At 75.6% G+C, this 16,241-nt stretch carries 11 protein-coding genes and 1 pseudogene; 8 read left to right on the top strand and 4 right to left on the bottom strand.

The annotated features are described in order from the left end of the window. The first annotated feature begins 12 nt into the window (after positions 1–12). From VFG42_RS07050 to VFG42_RS07040, 3 genes are all read left to right on the top strand, one after another. A complete protein-coding gene (locus tag VFG42_RS07050) occupies positions 13–663 on the top strand; it encodes an SGNH/GDSL hydrolase family protein (protein WP_324906712.1) in 651 nt (216 codons plus the stop codon). Between the two features lie 237 nt (positions 664–900). Continuing rightward, complete coding sequence (locus VFG42_RS07045) at positions 901–1,761, top strand: sigma-70 family RNA polymerase sigma factor (protein WP_324906710.1); 861 nt, start codon at positions 901–903, stop codon at positions 1,759–1,761. Between the two features lie 71 nt (positions 1,762–1,832). After that, entirely contained in the window at positions 1,833–2,366 is a 534-nt protein-coding gene (locus tag VFG42_RS07040) for a DapH/DapD/GlmU-related protein (RefSeq protein WP_324906708.1), read from the top strand. Here VFG42_RS07040 and VFG42_RS07035 read toward each other — a convergent pair. Continuing rightward, positions 2,359–3,099: a hypothetical protein gene (locus VFG42_RS07035; protein WP_324906706.1), complete on the bottom strand. Its 741-nt coding sequence runs from the start codon at positions 3,097–3,099 to the stop codon at positions 2,359–2,361. The genes VFG42_RS07040 and VFG42_RS07035 overlap by 8 nt on opposite strands. A 236-nt stretch (positions 3,100–3,335) precedes the next feature. On the opposite strand from VFG42_RS07035, the gene VFG42_RS07030 reads away from it, so the two are divergent. The 3 genes from VFG42_RS07030 to VFG42_RS07020 are packed head-to-tail and all read left to right on the top strand — an operon-like array spanning position 3,336 to position 9,162. Next, a complete protein-coding gene (locus VFG42_RS07030; RefSeq protein WP_324906704.1) occupies positions 3,336–6,890 on the top strand; it encodes a M36 family metallopeptidase in 3,555 nt (1,184 codons plus the stop codon). After that, entirely contained in the window at positions 6,887–8,080 is a 1,194-nt protein-coding gene (locus VFG42_RS07025) for an MGH1-like glycoside hydrolase domain-containing protein (protein WP_324906702.1), read from the top strand. Before VFG42_RS07030 ends, VFG42_RS07025 begins: the two co-directional genes overlap by 4 nt. 14 nt (positions 8,081–8,094) lie before the next feature. Continuing rightward, positions 8,095–9,162 carry a metallophosphoesterase gene (locus tag VFG42_RS07020; RefSeq protein ID WP_324906700.1) on the top strand — a complete coding sequence of 356 codons (1,068 nt, stop codon included), beginning with the start codon at positions 8,095–8,097 and terminating at the stop codon, positions 9,160–9,162. On the opposite strand, the gene VFG42_RS07015 is transcribed toward VFG42_RS07020, so the two are convergent. The 3 genes from VFG42_RS07015 to VFG42_RS07005 all read right to left on the bottom strand — a co-directional run bounded on the left by VFG42_RS07015 (position 9,137) and on the right by VFG42_RS07005 (position 13,937). Next, positions 9,137–12,769, bottom strand: coding sequence for an indolepyruvate ferredoxin oxidoreductase family protein (locus VFG42_RS07015; RefSeq protein ID WP_324906698.1), 3,633 nt, complete (start codon positions 12,767–12,769; stop codon positions 9,137–9,139). The genes VFG42_RS07020 and VFG42_RS07015 overlap by 26 nt on opposite strands. 106 nt (positions 12,770–12,875) lie before the next feature. Beyond that, a complete protein-coding gene (locus tag VFG42_RS07010; RefSeq protein WP_324906696.1) occupies positions 12,876–13,652 on the bottom strand; it encodes a FadR/GntR family transcriptional regulator in 777 nt (258 codons plus the stop codon). Positions 13,653–13,736: 84 nt separating this feature from the next. Next, positions 13,737–13,937, bottom strand: coding sequence for a hypothetical protein (locus tag VFG42_RS07005; protein WP_324906694.1), 201 nt, complete (start codon positions 13,935–13,937; stop codon positions 13,737–13,739). Positions 13,938–13,990: 53 nt separating this feature from the next. Between VFG42_RS07005 and VFG42_RS07000 the strand changes: the two genes are divergently transcribed. Both VFG42_RS07000 and VFG42_RS06995 read left to right on the top strand, forming a co-directional pair. Then, positions 13,991–15,853, top strand: coding sequence for a glycoside hydrolase domain-containing protein (locus VFG42_RS07000; RefSeq protein ID WP_324906692.1), 1,863 nt, complete (start codon positions 13,991–13,993; stop codon positions 15,851–15,853). Positions 15,854–15,923: 70 nt separating this feature from the next. Further along, a pseudogene (locus VFG42_RS06995) lies at positions 15,924–16,241 on the top strand (hypothetical protein); the annotation flags it as partial.

Below are 16,241 nucleotides of genomic sequence, written 5' to 3'. Positions count from 1 at the left end.
GAACGCGGCGCGGTGCTCGCGCTGGGCGACTCGATCATGTGCGGGCCGGAGGAGGGCGCCTATGGTGTTCCTCCACGGGCGTGGCCGCAGTGGATCGCCGAGCTGCTCGACCTCCCGTTTCACCGAATAGCCCGACCGGGTGCTTCTGCGCCAGATCTCGTCGCTCGGGATCTGTCTCGCATCCGAGACGACTATGCGATCGCCTGCCTCGGGATCGGCACCAACGACGTGCGCTCGATCGCGTGGGATCCGGCCCGCTATACGCGCGCGCTCGACACCCTGTCGAGCGCGGTCGGCGTCGCCGCGCGGCGGGTCTGCGTCGCGACCGTGCCGCTCGACCTCGGCCGGCCGCGCGCGGGCGCGAAGGTCGCCGAGCTGAACGCGATCGTGCGTCAAACCGCGCAAACATGCGGTTTCGCGGTGGTCGCGCTGGACGACTTCGGCGGCTGGCGCCAGTGGTTCCCCGACGCCGTCCACCCCACGGCGCTCGGTCAGCTGGAGATCGCGCGGCGCGCGGCGCGGGCGCTGGAGCTGGGCCGGGATCCGGCCGAGTTGGCCCCGCCACGGACCGGACCGCGGTCCGACCTGCGCTACGCGGCGACGCGCCAGATCGGACATCTGTGGCGGGATCACCGCCGCCGAACGGCCGACCGTAACGTTTGACCACGGGCAGGAGACGTATCAATGTGGCCCGAAGAGGGCACCACCTCACTCCTTAGGCGCGCTTCACCTGAGGTTGGGAAGGTTTCGGTGTCGCTCGTCGGGGTGACCCCGACCCCTCCCCTGTCTCTCCCCACCGCAGCCGTGCGATTGTGACCCGTTGCACAGTTGCACAAGCAACGAATCTGGCGTAGAATTCCGAGTGCAGTTATCGGGATTTTGCCCGGGAAAGGACCTTAGTTGACCCCCTCCACCCTCACCCCCACGTTCACCAACGACGTCCTGGCCTCCCCGCTGGATCAGCTCCTGCGGCGCGCGAGCCAGTACCAGCTCCTCGACCCGACCATGGAGATCGACCTCGCCAAGCGCATCGAGCGCGGCGATCTCGACGCGAAGGACCTCCTGGTCAACTCGAACCTGCGCTTGGTCGTCTCCGTGGCGCGGCACTACGTGGGCCAGGGCCTGACGCTGGACGACCTCGTCCAGGAGGGCATGCTCGGCCTCATCCGCGCCGTCGAGAAGTTCGACTACCGCAAGGGCTACCGCTTCTCCACGTACGCCACGATCTGGATCCGCCAGGCGCTGCAGCGTGGGCTGGACAACACGGGTCGCACGATCCGCCTGCCCTCGCACATGTCGCAGCGCGCCCGCCGCATCGCCCGCGTCGAGCGCGAGCTGACCGCCGAGCTGGGCGAGCCGCCGAGCGACGAGAAGGTCGCCGCGGCCGCGGAGCTGGACATCGAGGAGGTCGCGCTGCTGCGTGAGCGCGACCGCGCCCTGGCGTCCCTCGACCAGACCGTCGGCGACGACGGCGAGACCGCGCTGGGCGCCCTGCTCCCCGCCGACGGCGAGACCGTCGACGAGGAGGTCGAGCGCGAGACCGAGGCGTCCTCGCTGCGCGAGGCCGTCAACCGCCTGCCGGAGGACGAGCGCGAGGTCATCCACCTGCGCTTCGGCACCGGCGGCGACGGCGAGCACACGCTCGTCCAGGCCGCGCGCCGTCTGGGCATGCCGCCCTCCAAGGCCCGCCAGGCCGAGGAGCGCGCGCTGCGCCGCCTCGCGGCCGACGGCGACGTCAAGTCGCTCCGCGTCGCGGCCTGATCGGACGACGGCGGCCCCGACGGGTCCGCCGCCTCACCGAGTCATAGAAGTTGCCTACGATGGGCGGCGCCATGTGCGCCGCCCTTCGTCGTCCTGAGGCCGCGTTCGCCTCCGATCCGGACGCGGTCGCCCCGCCGTCCGCCCTGCCGCGCGCGGCGGGGTGGCGCGACCGCCTGCGGACGCGGCGGCGCGGGGTGCGGGCGTCCGCCGGCGTGGTCGTCGGACGGGGCGTCGTCTTCGACGTCGCGCGCGGTGGGGGCGTGACGCTCGGCGCGGGCGCCGTGCTCGGCGACGGCTGCCGCTTCCACGTCGCCGCCGGCGCGACCGTGGCCGTCGGCGCGGGCACGTGGCTGGGCGACCGCTGCGTGCTCACCGCGCGGCGCGCGATCGCCATCGGCGAGCGCTGCGTGCTGGGCGACGAGGTCGTGCTGGTCGACGCCGCGCCGGTGACCGCCGACGTCGAGCGGCCGCTGCGCGAGCAGGGGCTGACGGCCGCGCCGGTGCGCGTCGGCGACGACGTGCGCATCGGTCCGTCGGCGGCGCTGACGGCGGGCGCGACGGTCGCGTCCGGCGCCACGGTCGCCGCCCACGCGATCGTCAGCTGAGCTCGGCCGCCGCGCGCTCGGCGCGCTCGCGCCGGTCGCGCGCCTCGGCCAGGGCCGTCCGCGCCTCCTCCAGCTCGCGGCGCCGCGCCGCGACCGTCGCCTCGACCTGCTCCAGCGAGCGCCGCGCGCCGTCGACCGCGGACTCCGCCTCGGCCTCGGCCTCGTTGGCGCGGCGCAGCGCGTCGCGGCGGCGGCGGACCTCCCGCGGGTCCGGCCCGGGCGGCGCCGCGGGCGCGGCGGCGGCGGTGGCGGCCGCGCCCGAGCCCACCAGCCCGTCCAGCCCGCCGAAGCCCGACGCCGCGCGCTCCTTGAGCACGCGCCCCGAGGCCACCTCCGCGCGCGCCTCGGCGTCCACGGTCGCCGCGTGCAGCGTCGCGCGGACCTTGTCGCGCGTGGCGCCGTCGACCGGCGCCTGGGCGGCCAGCGCGTCGACCAGCGCCCGGGCCGCCTCGGCCGCCTGGCGCAGGACGCCCGGCTCGGCGCCGCCCAGCAGCTCCTCCTGCGCGCCGGCCAGCGCGGCGCCCGCGTCGACCAGCGCGCGGACCTCGTCGGCGTGCGAGCGCGCCAGCTGGTTGACCGCCCACGCCGCGCGCGTCGGCTTGGCGAGCCTCTTGATCGCGGCGGCCCGCTCGCGGTCGCCGCCGGCCCGCGCCTCCTTGGCCAGCGCGTCGCGTGCCGCGACGAACTCCTCCAGCGGGAGCCCGTAGAGCTGGTCGATCGGATCGTCGGCCATCCGCCGATGGTGTACCCGATCGCGCCGACATGTCCGAATCCGAACCCGGATCGGCCCCGAACCGTCACGACGCTCCGAAAAGCGGGAGGCAAGCTGCACGAGATCTCTCAGGCGGGACGGCCCGCCGGCCGATAGAACCTGCACTGGTGGGCAGGCGCAGCAGGCATCGGCTTGCGGTTCTGACGGCGTGTGCCGTCTTCTCGGCGACGGCGCTGACGGCCGCCCCTGCCCTCGCCGTGGCGCCGTCCTCCGGCACCGGCGCGCGCCCCGACTTCGACGCGCGCGCGGGCGACCGCGCCGCCGTCCCGGCCGCGGTCTCCGACGCCCGCGCGACGCTCGCCAAGGGCCTCGGCGCGGAGGCGACCGTCGACGCCGACCCGGTGACCGGCGGCCTGCGCTCGGTCCTGCGCACCGACGGCTTCCTGACCGGCCCGTCGCGGGCCGACGCCGGCGCCGTCGCGCTCGCCTACGTGCGCGCCCACGTCGACGCGTTCGGCCTCGACGGCGGCGACCTCGGCCAACTGCACCTGACCAACCGCTCGACCTCGCCCGACGGCGTCACCCACCTCGCCTTCGCCCAGCGCGACGGCGGCGTCGCCGCCTACGACTCGGCGCTGACCGCGTCGGTGACCTCCGACGGCCGCCTGCTGGCCGTCGGCGGCGCGCCGGTCCACGACCTCCAGCCGCCGTCGACCGACCCGCCGATCGGTCCCGCCGCCGCCCGCGCGGCCGCCCAGAAGGACCTCGGCGTGACGCCCGACGGCATCGTCGGCGACGTCGGCGCCGACGCGGCGCGCACCACGACGTTCCCGGGCACGAGCGACGTCGCGACGCTGACCACGCTGGCCGACCCCGGCGGCGACCACCTCGCCTGGCGGCTGACCGTCGCGGGCCAGGCGCCGTACGTCTACGAGGTCCTGGTCGACGCGGCCACCGGCGCGATCCTCACGCGCCACTCGCTGACCGACTTCGCCGAGGCGCCCGCCAACGTCCACGAGCTGCACCCCGGCGACGGCACCGACCACGAGGCCGACCTCGCGGGCCCCGGCGGGTCGTGGCTGACGACGACGCCGATCACGCGCCTGGACGGCCCCAACGCCCACGTCTACGCCGACCGCGAGGAGCCCGACGGCATCGACCCCGACGGCGAGATCGTCCCGAGCACGCCCGACACGAGCGAGTTCCTCTACGACGTCGTCCCGGCCACGGCCGCCCGCGGCGCGCGCTGCCCGTCGGTCTTCTCCCACGACTGCACGTGGGACGGCGCCGACCCCGACACGGCGGCCGACAACGTCGGCCAGGTCGGCGCCCAGGTCTTCTACTACGTCAACCAGTACCACGACTGGCTGGCGCGGGCCCCGATCGGCTTCACCGCCGACTCCTACAACTTCGAGACGACCGACCCGATCGACGCCGAGGTCGACGACTACGACGGCATCAACAACGCCAACTTCTCCACGCCGCCCGACGGCCAGCCGGGCAAGATGCAGATGTACCTGTGGAGCACGCCCTACCCGGCGGTCAACGGCGGCGACGACGCGTCGGTCGTCTACCACGAGTACACGCACGGCATGACCAACCGCCTCGTCGGCGGCGACGGCGAGGCCAACGGCCTGCTGGCGCGCCAGTCGCAGGCGATGGGCGAGGGCTGGAGCGACTTCTACGCGATGGACTACCTCGTCCGACAGCGCCTGGTCGACGACACGGCGGCGCCGGGCGACGTGGTGATGGGCGCCTACGTCACCGACGACGCCGACACCGGCATCCGCCACAACGCGCTCGACTGCCCGGTCGGCGACGTCGCCGACCCCGAGCACTGCCCGGGCTCGACGACCGCCGGCCCCGGCGGCTTCACGTTCGGCGACCTGGGCCGCGTCGCCGCCTACTCGGCCGACCACCCGACCTTCGAGGTCCACGCCGACGGCGAGATCTGGGCCGAGACGCTGTGGGACCTGCGCGAGAAGATCGGCGGCTGGCCGGCCCGCGCGCTGATCACCGCCGCGCTGCGGATCACGCCCAAGCAGCCGTCGTTCCTCGACATGCGCGACGCGATCCTGGCGGCCGACACCGCCGCGGGCGGCGCGCACCACCAGGACATCTGGTCGGTCTTCGCCGCGCGCGGCATGGGCTACAGCGCGTCGGTCAGCTCCCCCAACGCGACGCACGCCACCGAGGCCTTCGACCTGCCGCCCGTCGCCGACGCCGGCGTCCCGTCGGCGAGCGCGCTGACGCTGGAGCAGGACACGCCGGTCACGATCCCGATCGTCAACCCGTCCACCACGCCGCTGACCGGCGTGCGCGCGACGCTGTCCGCGCAGACCGGCGGCGTGTCGGTGCCCCAGGCCACCGCGAGCCTCGGCACGGTCGCCCCGGGCGCCTCGCGGCCCGCGGCGTTCGCGCTGCGCACGGCGGCCGCCGCGGGCTGCGGCACGGTCGCCGCGCTCACGCTCACGGTCACGTCCGACCAGGGCACGCGGAGCATCCCCTACAACCTGCCGATCGGGACCGGCACGACGACCGTCGGCACGCGCGGCTACGCGACGCCGGCCGCGATCCCCGACAACCAGCCGGCGACCGGCCTGGTCTCCCAGCTCACGGTCCCGACCCACGGCCGCGTCGGCCACCTGCGCGTCACGCTGGCCGCCACGCACGACTGGGTCGGCGACCTGCACGCGTGGCTGACCTCGCCGAGCGGCACGACCGTCGACCTGCTCGAGCGCCCCGGCGTCGGCACGTCCTCCAACTACTCGCCGAACCGGCTGCGGCCCGCGACGCCGCTGATCCTCGACGACGCCTCCGACCGGCCGGTGCAGGAGCTGGGCAACGCCGCCGTGGCCGTCGGCGGGCTGTTCGAGCCCAACGAGCCGCTGTCGCGCTTCGCCGGCGAGGACCGCGCGGGCACGTGGACCCTGCGCATCACCGACGGCGAGCAGGACAACGCGGGCACGCTGACGTCGTGGTCGCTGGACACGTCGGCCCCAGCCTGCGCGATCACCGACCAGCCGACCGGCCTGGACCAGGACACCGCGACGTTCCGCTCGCGCGTCGACCCGGGCCCCGCGAGCGCCACGAGCGTCGCCTTCGAGCTGGGCGCCACCGACGCCTACGGCGCGCGCTCCCCCGCGGTGACGCTGACGGCCGGCAGCGGGCTGCAGGCCTACACCGTGACGACCGGCGGGCTGGCGCCGGGCCGGACCTACCACACGCGCGTCGTGCTCCTGCGCGGCGGCCAGGTCGTGGCCGCGGGCGCCGACCGCGTGTTCGTCGCGGGCTCCGAGCCCCAGCAGCGCGACCCCGGCCAGGGCGGCGGTGGCGGTGGCGGCGACGGCGGCGGCACCGGGGGCGGCGGCGACAGCGGCGGCGGCACCGACGGCGGTCGGGTCGGCGGCGGCTCCGACGGCGGCGGCAGCAGCGGAGGAAGCTCCGAGAAGCCGATCACGTTCGAGGTCCCCAAGGCCACCGTGAAGGGGCTGGCCAAGACGCTGCGCCTGGACCGCAAGGGCCGCGCGACGCTGTCGTTCCGCGCGACGCCCACCAAGACGCGCGGGACGGTCAAGCTCAGCTTCGGCAAGAAGACCAGCGGCGGCAGCGGATCGTTCACGATCCCGTCCAGCGGGAAGGCCAAGCTGACGGTCACGGCCTCGGCGAAGCTGAAGACGGCGCTGCGCAAGGCGCCGTCCAAGGGCGTCAAGGTCACGGTCACGATGCGGATCGGGGTCACGACGTTCACCGCCAAGCTGACGATCAAGCCCTACATCAAGCCCAAGGCCAAGGCCAAGAAGCACGCGTGACGTTCGACGTCGCGACGGCGGCGCGCGCGCTGCTGGAGCGCAACTGGCGCGAGGGCGAGTACCGCGGGCGCCGCTACGCCTTCTCGGTCCCCTCGCCGCGGTCCTATCCGTGGCAGTGGTACTGGGACTCGGGCTTCCACGCGATCGTCCGGCGGCGGTTCGACCCGGCGGGCGCGCGCGCCGAGCTGGAGACGCTGCTGAACGCCGCCGATCCCGACGGCTTCATCGGCCACACGGTCCTCTGGGGCCACCCGCTCGACCTCCAGCGGGCCGTCCGCTACAACATCGCCTCACGCGCCGACCTGATGACGCGGACGATCCAGCCGCCGCTGCTGGCGTGGGCGTGGGCGTGGGCCGTCGGGGACCCGCGCGGCGCGGATCCGCGCATCGACGCCCACCACGCGTGGCTGCGCGAGCACCGCGCGCTGACCGACGACGGGCTGCTGTGGCTGATCCAGCCCGACGAGTCCGGCATGGACGCCTCGCCGAAGTTCGACCACGTCTGGGGCCGGCTGGCGCAGGGGCGGCCGTCGTTCCCCTTGTTGATCGCGCGCAACCGGCGGCTGGGCTTCGACGCGCGGCGGATCCGCGCGGCCGGACGGCCCGTGGTCTGCGAGGTGCTGACCAACGTGGTGTGGTCGCTCAGCGAGCGGGCGCTCGGGCGGCCGTCGCCGACCCCGGCGCTGATCGAGCGCCTGTGGGACGGGCGCGCCGGGCGCTTCGCCGACGACGTGGTCAACGCCGTGCGGCCGACGCCGCCGGCGGCGCGCCCGCGCACGTGGGACACGCTCGCGCCGCTGGCGCTGCCCGACCTCCCCGACGCGATCGCCCAGCGCCTGGTCGACGAGGTCCTGCGCGCGCCCGGCTTCGCCGACGGCGTCCCGCTGCCCGCCGTCGCGCTCGACGACCCCACCCACACCTCGCGCGAGACGTGGTGGGGCCGCCACCGCCACTGGCGCGGCCCGTCGTGGGTCAACAGCGCGTGGCTCGTCTCGCTCGGCCTGCGCCGCCTCGGGCTGGACGCCGAGGCCGACGCGCTCGCGGCGCGCCTGGCCGCGGTCGTGGCGCGGGAGGGCTTCCGCGAGTACTACGAGTCGCGCCTGGGCTACGGCATGGGCGCGCGCGACTTCGGGTGGTCGACGCTGCTGTGGGAGCTGCTGGACCCGGTGGACCCGCCGCGCGCGTCATAGCCTGATGCGCTGACGTGCGCACGCTCATCATCTCCGACCTGCACCTCGGCTCTCGCCTCGGCCGCGACGTCCTGCGCCATCGCGAGGCGCTCGATCGGCTGCTGGCCGCGCTCGACGACCTCGCCGTGGACCGCCTGGTGCTGCTCGGCGACACGGTCGAGCTGGCCGAGGGCCGCCCGCGCCAGGCGATGGCGGTCGCCGAGCCGGTGCTGCGGGCGCTGGGCGCCGCGCTGGGCGCGCGCGACGGCGAGGTCGTGGTCGTCCCCGGCAACCACGACGCGCGGCTCACGCGGCGCTGGGTGCGCGAGCGCGGCGACGCGCTGACGCTCGACACGCTCGTCCCCCACGACGCCTCGCCCACGCTGGCCGAGCTGACCTCCTGGCTCGCCCCGGCGCGCGTGACCGTCCGCGCGCCCGGCTTCTGGGTGTCGGATCGCGTGTGGGCGACCCATGGCCATCATCTCGATCGCCACCTGCTGCCCGAGTCGGCGTGGGGCCTTCCGCGCCGGGCCGTCCGCAGCGCGCCGCTGGGCGCGGTGCCCGTGGTCGGCCCCGCGGCCTACGAGCGGCGCCGCCGCCCGCGCGCCGGGCTGGAGGCGCGCCTGACGCGCTCCCTCCCGCGTCCGCTGGCGACGCTGGTCGACAACGTCGCCGAGCTGCTGCGCGCGTGGTCGATGCCGAGCGCGCGGCAGCTGCAGGCCCACCGCGCCGCGCCGGTCATGCGGCCGCTGCTCGGCCGCCAGATGCAGCGCTCGGCGATCCCGGCGCTCCTGCACGCCGCCGCGCGGATCGGCGTCGACGCCGACTGGATCGTCTTCGGCCACGTCCACCGCAGCGGCCCGCGCGCGGGCGACGACGCGGCGCTGTGGACCGGGTCGGACGGGCGGACGCGCGTGGCCAACAGCGGCTCGTGGATCTACGAGCCGCTGCTGCTGCACCACCGTCGCGCGCCGCATCCCTACTGGCCCGGCGGCGCGATCGTCGTCGACGACGACGGCGACCCGCGCGCGATCGGCCTGCTCGACGACCTCGACGCGCGGGCGCTGTTCGCGCGCGTCAGCCCTGGATCACTGGGAGGGTGAACCCGCCGCTCTGGGCGCCGCGCGCCAGCTCGTCCTCCAGCCGGGCGGCCCGCTGCCGGAAGGCCTCCACGTTGGCCAGCTTGACGTCCTCGTAGCCGCGGACCAGGTCGGGCAGGTCGGCGATCGCGGCGACGGTGGCGTGCGTGACCGGCGTCAGGCGCTCCAGGGCGCGGTCGACCAAGGCCTGGTACTCGCCCGGCAGCGCGCGCTCGATCCGGCGCACGTGCGCGCGGCCGAACGGGTCCAGGCGGGTGCCGCGCAGGCCGTTGGTCGCGCGCAGCGCCTTGAACAGCGGGACGGCGACGCCGCGGCGCAGCTTGACCTTGTGGTCCAGCCCCATCGCGCGCAGCAGCGGCGGGTGGAGCATCACGGACACCTTGCCGTCGGCGGCGTCGCGCGCGGCGAGGCCCTCGAGGTGCAGGCGCGCGACCTCGTACTCGTCCTTGTAGGCCAACAGCTTGTGCAGGCCGCGGGCGTAGGCCTCGGCGACCGCGGTCTCGCCGGGCGCGCCCTTGGCGGCCTCGGCGGCCGCGACGCGGACGACGTCCTGGGCGTACTCGCGCGCCAGGGCGACGCCGCCGTAGGCGATCAGCTCGGGGACGCGGACCTCCAGCAGGCGCCGCAGCTCGCCGGTCGTGCCGGCGGCCTCGACGATCGCCGCCGCCGCGCCCTCCAGCGCCGGCCGCACGGCCTCGGGGCGCTCCGGCGAGGTCGCCGCCGCGACCGCCTCGGGCGCCGCCACGACCGCGCGGCCCCAGGCGAACGCCGCCAGGTTCTTCTCCACCGCCGCGCCGTTGAGCCGGATCGCCTGCTCCAGCGCGTCGGCGCTCAGCGGCAGGCAGCCCGCCTGGTAGGCGGCGCCGATCAACAAGGTGTTGGTGGGCATGTGGTCGCCGAACAGGGCGATCGACAACGCCTCGGCGTCGAAGAACACGTCCTCGCCGGCGCGCGTGGCGGCCTCGATGGCCTTGATGTTGCGGTCGCGCGCCGGGAAGCGCACGCCGGTGTCGGTGACCATCGCCGCCGTCGGCGTCGCGTGCGTGTTGACGACCGCGACGGTCCGGGCGGGATCGGCGACGAGCAGGTTGCGCGGGTTGGCCGCGCCGAGGACGTCGAAGCCCAGCAGCAGGTCGGCCGCGCCGGCCGAGGCCTTGTTGGAGCCCTCGATCGGGTCGCGCGCGATGCGCACGTCGGAGACGACCGGGCCGCCCTTCTGGGCCAGGCCGGTCTGGTCCAGGCCGTAGGAGTGCTTGCCGTCGAGCATCGCGGCCATCTGCAGGATCTGCGAGACCGTGACGACGCCGGTGCCGCCGACGCCGGGCATCCGCATCAGGAAGTCGTCGCGCGGGACCTTCGGCGCGGGGTCGGGGAGCGCGTCGCGCGGCGGCAGCGGGAACCCGGCGGGCGTCGGCGCCTTCGCCCCGGCCCGCCTCTTGGCCGGCACGACCGTCAGGAACGACGGGCAGTCGCCCTTCAGGCACGAGAAGTCCTTGTTGCACGAGGACTGGTGGATCTGCGTCTTGCGGCCGAACTCGGTCTCGACGGGCAGCACCGACATGCAGTTGGACTTCGTCCCGCAGTCGCCGCAGCCCTCGCAGACGCGCTCGTCGATCTCCACGCGCTGGGCGGGCTCGGGCGCCTTGCCGCGCTTGCGCGCGCGGCGCAGCTCGGCCGCGCAGTGCTGGTCGTGCAGCAGGACGGTCACGCCCGGCGTGCGCGCCAGCTCGGCCTGCGCCTCGGGCAGCCGGTCGCGGTGGCGGACCTCGGCGATCGGGTCGAGCCCCGCCTTCTTGTAGCGCTTGGTGTCCTCGGTCGTGATGATGACCCTGCCGACGCCCTCCAGCGCCAGCCAGCGCGTGAGCTCCGGCACGGTCATCCCGCCCACGATGTCCTGGCCGCCGGTCATCGCGACCGTGCGGTTGTAGAGCAGCTTGTAGGTGATGTTCGCGCGCGACGCGACCGCGAAGCGGATCGCCAGCGACGCCGAGTGGTGGAACGTGCCGTCGCCGACGTTCTGGACGAAGTGCCGGTCGTCGGTGAAGTCCTGCATGCCGACGAACTGCGCGCCCTCGCCGCCCATCTGCGTGATGCCGGTGATCGTCCCCTTGCCCTCGGGCGAGAGCAGGATCATGGTGTGGCAGCCGATGCCGGCGCCCAACAGCGTGTCGTCGGGGTTGGCCGTCGAGGTGTTGTGCGGGCAGCCCGAGCAGAACATCGGCGTGCGCGCGAGCGTCGCGGGCGTGCGGGCGATCGTCGCCCGGCGCGCCTCGATCAGCGCCACGCGGGCGTCGACCGAGTCCGGCGCGCCGCGGCCGCCGGCGCGCAGACGCGAAGCCAGCGCCACCGCGATCGCGTCGGCGTCCAGGTCGGACTCCGGCGACAGCAGCGGCGCGTCGTGCTCGTCGCGCTTGCCGACGATCCGCGGCGCGTCGGGCGTTCCGTAGAGCGCGTCTCGCAACGCGGTCTCCAGGAACGGAAGCTTCTCCTCGACGACCAGCACCTCGTCGAGGCCGCGGGCGAAGGAGCGGAAGGCGTCGCGGTCGTGCGGGTAGAGCATGCCGACCTTCATCAGGCGGATGCCCGCGCGCTCCAGCGCGCGCTGGTCGAGGCCGAGGCCGTGCAGCGCCTCGACCAGCTCGTAGTAGACCTTGCCCGCGGCGACGACGCCGAGCCAGGCGTCGCGCGTCGGGACCGTCTGCGGGTTGAGCTGGTTGAGCGCCGCGTACTGGCGGGCGATCTCCGTCCGCGGGCCGAACAGCGTGCGCTCCAGCTCCATCGAGGCGGGCGCCAGCAGGTTGCCGTCGGGCGCGTGCACGTACGGCCGCCCGTCGTGCTCGACCGTCGGGATGACCGGGCCGACGCGCTCGGGCCAGACCGCCACCGTGCCCGCCGCGTCGGCGATGTTCGTGACGATCTTCAGCGCGCTCCACAGGCCCGACGCGCGCGAGCAGGCGATCGCGTGCGCCCCGAAGTCCAGGACCTCCTGCAGCGTGCCGGGGAAGAACGTCGGCATGTGCAGCGCGGCCAGCGTCGCCTCGCCGGCGCTGGGCAAGGTGGAGGACTTGCACGACGGGTCGTCGCCGACGAGGGCCAGCGCGCCGCCGCGCGGGTGGGTGCCCGCGAAGTTGGCGTGGCGCAGCGCGTCCATCGCGCGGTCGAGGCCCGGGTTCTTGCCGTACCAGACGCCGGTCACGCCGTCGACGCGCGCGCCCGGCAACGAGGGCGCCATCTGCGAGCCGTAGACCGCGGTGGCCGCCAGCTCCTCGTTGAGGCCGGCGGTGAAGTGCAGGTCGTGTCGGGGCGCGATCTCCCCGAGCCCGAGGATCTCCTTGTCGACGGTGCCCAGCGGCGAGCCCTGGTAGCCGGAGACGAACGTGGCGGTCCGCAGGCCGCGGCGGCGGTCGGCGCGGACCTGGTCGAGCAGGATGCGCACCAGCGCCTGGGTGCCGGACAGGAAGACCGTGCCCTGCTCGAGCAGGTACTTGTCGGTCAGCGCGACGTCGGGGCGGTGCAGCTTGACCGGCCGCCGGGGTCCGGTCCGCGGCGCGGCGGCGCCGGGCGTGGTCGTCTCCCGATCGTTGGCGATCCCATCCGTCGTGCGCGGCACGTCCGGCATCCCCTCTCCTCGCTGGCCAGGTACCCGACCCGGTATGGGTCAAGAGACCTTACCACCGGGACGAAGGTTCTAAACGAACGGTCAGTCGCGAGGACGCCTAGACGGCGCCCTTGGTCCGCGCCGAGGCGGGCAGGAGGAACTCCGGCAGCGGCCGCACGAGCGCCCGCGCCGTCTCCTCCTCCCAGGTGCGCTCCAGCTGGCCGACGTGCTCGTCCATGACCGCCTCGACCTCGTCGAGGTCGCCGGAGCGCACGGCCGCGAGCGTCCGCTCGTGGATCTGGATCGTCCACGCGGGCACCAGCGGCAGGTGCATCGCCATGTCGCGCGCGATCTCCAGCTGGCGGAAGAGCACGCGCATCAGCGACTCGACGGTCGCGTTGCCCGACGCGCGCGCGAGCGCGAGGTGGAACTGGACGTCGAGCTGCAGGAAGCGGTCCTCCTGCTTGAGCGCCTTGCCCGCGTCGACCAGCGCGCGCATCGCATCGATCGAGCGCTGCAGGGCCGCGAAGTCCTCCTCGGTGGCCCGGACGGCGGCCAGCTGGGCGACGCGCGGCTCGAGCATCCGGCGCGCCTCCAGCACGCCGGCGACCTCGCCCAGGCGCAGCGTCGAGCGCTGGCGGACCAGCTCGACGCCGACGACGTCGGTGGCGACGAACATCCCGCCGCCCGGGCCGCGGCGGACCTCCAGGAGCCCCGCGTCGACCAGGACCTTGACCGCCTCGCGCAGCGTCGGGCGGCTGATCTGCATCTGCGCGGCCAGCGCCCGCTCGCCGGGCAGCTTGTCGCCGACGCGCAGCTCGCCGACGCGGACCTTGTCCGCGATCTGCTCGGCCGCCTCCTCGAAGGTTCGACGCGTCTGGACCGGCGTGAACACGCCGGGAACATACACGTCAACCGGCCCGTGGTCAGCCCCCCGGACCTATCTGGCCGGTGGGCTAGACCAGTTGTGGACGCGGCCTTACGGGGCGTTCGGGGCCGGATCCTCGTTGTCGCGCTCGTCCTGCCCCTCGGGACCGTCGCCCTCGAAGTCCGTGTCGCTGTCCAGCGGCTCGGCGTCCGGGTAGATCATGTCGTCGTCGTCCGGCGGGTTGGACGCCTGCGCGTCGCCCAGCGACGCCTCGCCGCCGCCGACCCGGTCGGCTCCGTGATGCTCGCTCATGGTCGCGGCCCTACCCCGCTAGCGTGGCGGCGATGCGAGCGGGGGCGACCGTCATGGCCGTTGCGACGGCGTTCGCCGCGCTCGCCGCGGCCGACGGCGCGCGGGCCGTCGCCGTGGACAACGTCGACCCGCTGATCGGGACCGGCTCGCGCGAGCCGAGCATCCAGCGCGGCGGCGGCGCGGGCGCGACCGTCCCCGGCGCGGCGGTGCCGTTCGGCCTCGTGCAGATGAGCCCCGAGACCGCGCCCGCGCTGAACGCCTTCGGGGCCGGCTACGCCTACGACGACACGCGGATCCGCGGCTTCAGCCCGACGCACGTCAGCGGCACCGGCTGCGCGGCGTTCGGCGACGTGCCGATCCTGCCGCTGGCGCGCGCGGCCTCCGCCCCGCCCACGCGGCGGCCGACGTTCTCGCACGCCGGCGAGTCCGCGGCGGCGGGCGCGTACTCGGTCACGGTCGGCGGCGTGCGGGTCGCGCTGACCGCCACGGCGCGCGTCGGCGCGATGCGGATGACGTTCCCGCGCGGCAGGGCCGCGACCGTGCTGGTCGACGCGGGCGGCTCGCAGAACGGCACCGACCGCGCGACCGTGCGGATCGACCCGAAGCGCGGCGAGGTCGTCGCGACCGCGCGGTCCGGGCGCTTCTGCGGGGCGGCGGGCAATGCCTATGACATCCACGTCGTGGCGCGGTTCGACGCGCGGCCGCGCGCGTGGGGCACGTGGCGCCGCGCGACCGGCGCCCCCGGCGCGGAGGGCGGGCCCTTCGCGGTGCGCGCGGGGTCGGCGCGCGCGAGCGACGCCCGGCGCGCGACCGGCCGGCGCTTCGTCCCCGGCGGGCTGCCCGCGGAGCCGATCCGCGGCGCGCGGGCGGGCGCCTACCTGCGCTTCGCCCCGGGCTCCACGGTCGAGGTCCGGCTCGGCGTGTCGCTGACCGGCGTGGCGGGCGCGCGGCGCAACCTCGCGGCCGAGGCGCCGGCGCGCGTGGCGTTCGCGACGCTGCGGACGCGGGCCCGCGCGGCGTGGGCCCGGCAGCTCGAGCGCGTGGACGGACCGCCGGGCCGGGTCTTCGCGACCGCGCTCTACCACGCGCTGCTGCATCCCAACGTGATCGCCGACGTGGACCCCCGCCGTGGCTGGGAGCCCCGGTCGACGATCTCGGGCTGGGACGTGTACCGCACGCAGTTCCCGTTGTTGTCCATGTCCTACCCGGAGCAGGCACGCGACGTCGTGCGGACGCTCACGCGGCAGAGCTGCGCGCCGCGCTGGGCGATCGGCGGGCGCGACGCCGACGTGATGGTCGGCGAGCCCGGCGCGATCCTGCTGGCCGAGGCGCTCGCGTTCCGCGTCCCGGGCATCGACCGGGCGCGGACGCTGGCCGTCGCGCGCCGGACGCTCGAGCCGCCGTGCCGCTCGTCCGACGGCGGCGACAGCGGCGTGCTGGAGCGCGCGATCGCCGACGACGCGGTCGGCCGCGTGGCCGGCGATCCGGCGCTGCGCGCCCGGGCCGCGGCGGCGGTCCGCGGGCTGGACCTCGCGGCGCGCGACCCGGCCGCGCCGCAGGGGTTGGTCGAGGGCAGCGCGGGCCAGTACGCGTTCGGCGCGCCGTTCGCGGTCGACGACGACCCGGCGACCGTCGCGCGCCTGGAGCAGGTGCTGCGACGCCTCGACGGCGGGCCGTTCGACCCCTACGCGGGGCTGGGCAACGAGCCGTCGTTCGCGATCCCGTGGATCGGCGCCGCGATCGGCCGGCCGGACCTCACCGCCGACGCCGTCGCGCGCGCCATGGCGCTCTTCGACGCCACGCCCCAGGGCCTGCCCGGCAACGACGACGCCGGCGCGCTGTCGGCCTGGTACGTCTTCGCGGCGCTCGGCCGGTACCCGCTGTGGCCCGGCAGCGCGCGGCTGGTCACCCGCTGAGGCCCGTCGGCGTCGTCCGTCCGTCTTGCAGGCCTTTCCCCGACGGGCGCGATCGGGTACGGATTCCGTCATGCCCCGAATCCCCAAGAGACTGCTCGTCCTCGGCGGCCTGCTCGCCGCGGGCGCCGCGATGTTCAAGAAGCGCCGCGCCGCGCAGCTGCCGGCGCCCGCGCCGAGCGCCGCCCCCACCCCGCCGGTCGCGCCGCCCGCGGCGCCGCCCGTCGCGCCCCCGCCCACCGAGGCCCCGGGCCCGTCGGTGACGCCGCCGACCGCCACGCCCGCGAGCACGACCGAGGCCCAGGAGCAGGCCGACGCCACGCGCCCGGTCGTCCACACCGACGCCGACTTCGTCGCCGCCGAGGAGGCCGCCGCCGCGCGCGAGGCCGCC

The organism is Baekduia sp. (assembly GCF_035685985.1).
GTDB lineage: Bacteria > Actinomycetota > Thermoleophilia > Solirubrobacterales > Solirubrobacteraceae > Baekduia.
The sequence above is the reverse complement of the archived record's forward strand: the minus strand, read 5'-3'. Positions and strand labels throughout refer to the sequence as shown.

Bases quoted from the DNA above. Each gene is read 5' to 3' on its own strand.
- VFG42_RS07035 (WP_324906706.1), bottom strand. From the start codon at position 3,099: ATGGCCGACGATCCGATCGACCAGCTCTACGGGCTCCCGCTGGAGGAG.
- VFG42_RS07005 (WP_324906694.1), bottom strand. From the start codon at position 13,937: ATGAGCGAGCATCACGGAGCCGACCGGGTCGGCGGCGGCGAGGCGTCG.
- VFG42_RS07000 (WP_324906692.1), top strand. From the start codon at position 13,991: ATGGCCGTTGCGACGGCGTTCGCCGCGCTCGCCGCGGCCGACGGCGCG.
- VFG42_RS07040 (WP_324906708.1), top strand. From the start codon at position 1,833: ATGTGCGCCGCCCTTCGTCGTCCTGAGGCCGCGTTCGCCTCCGATCCG.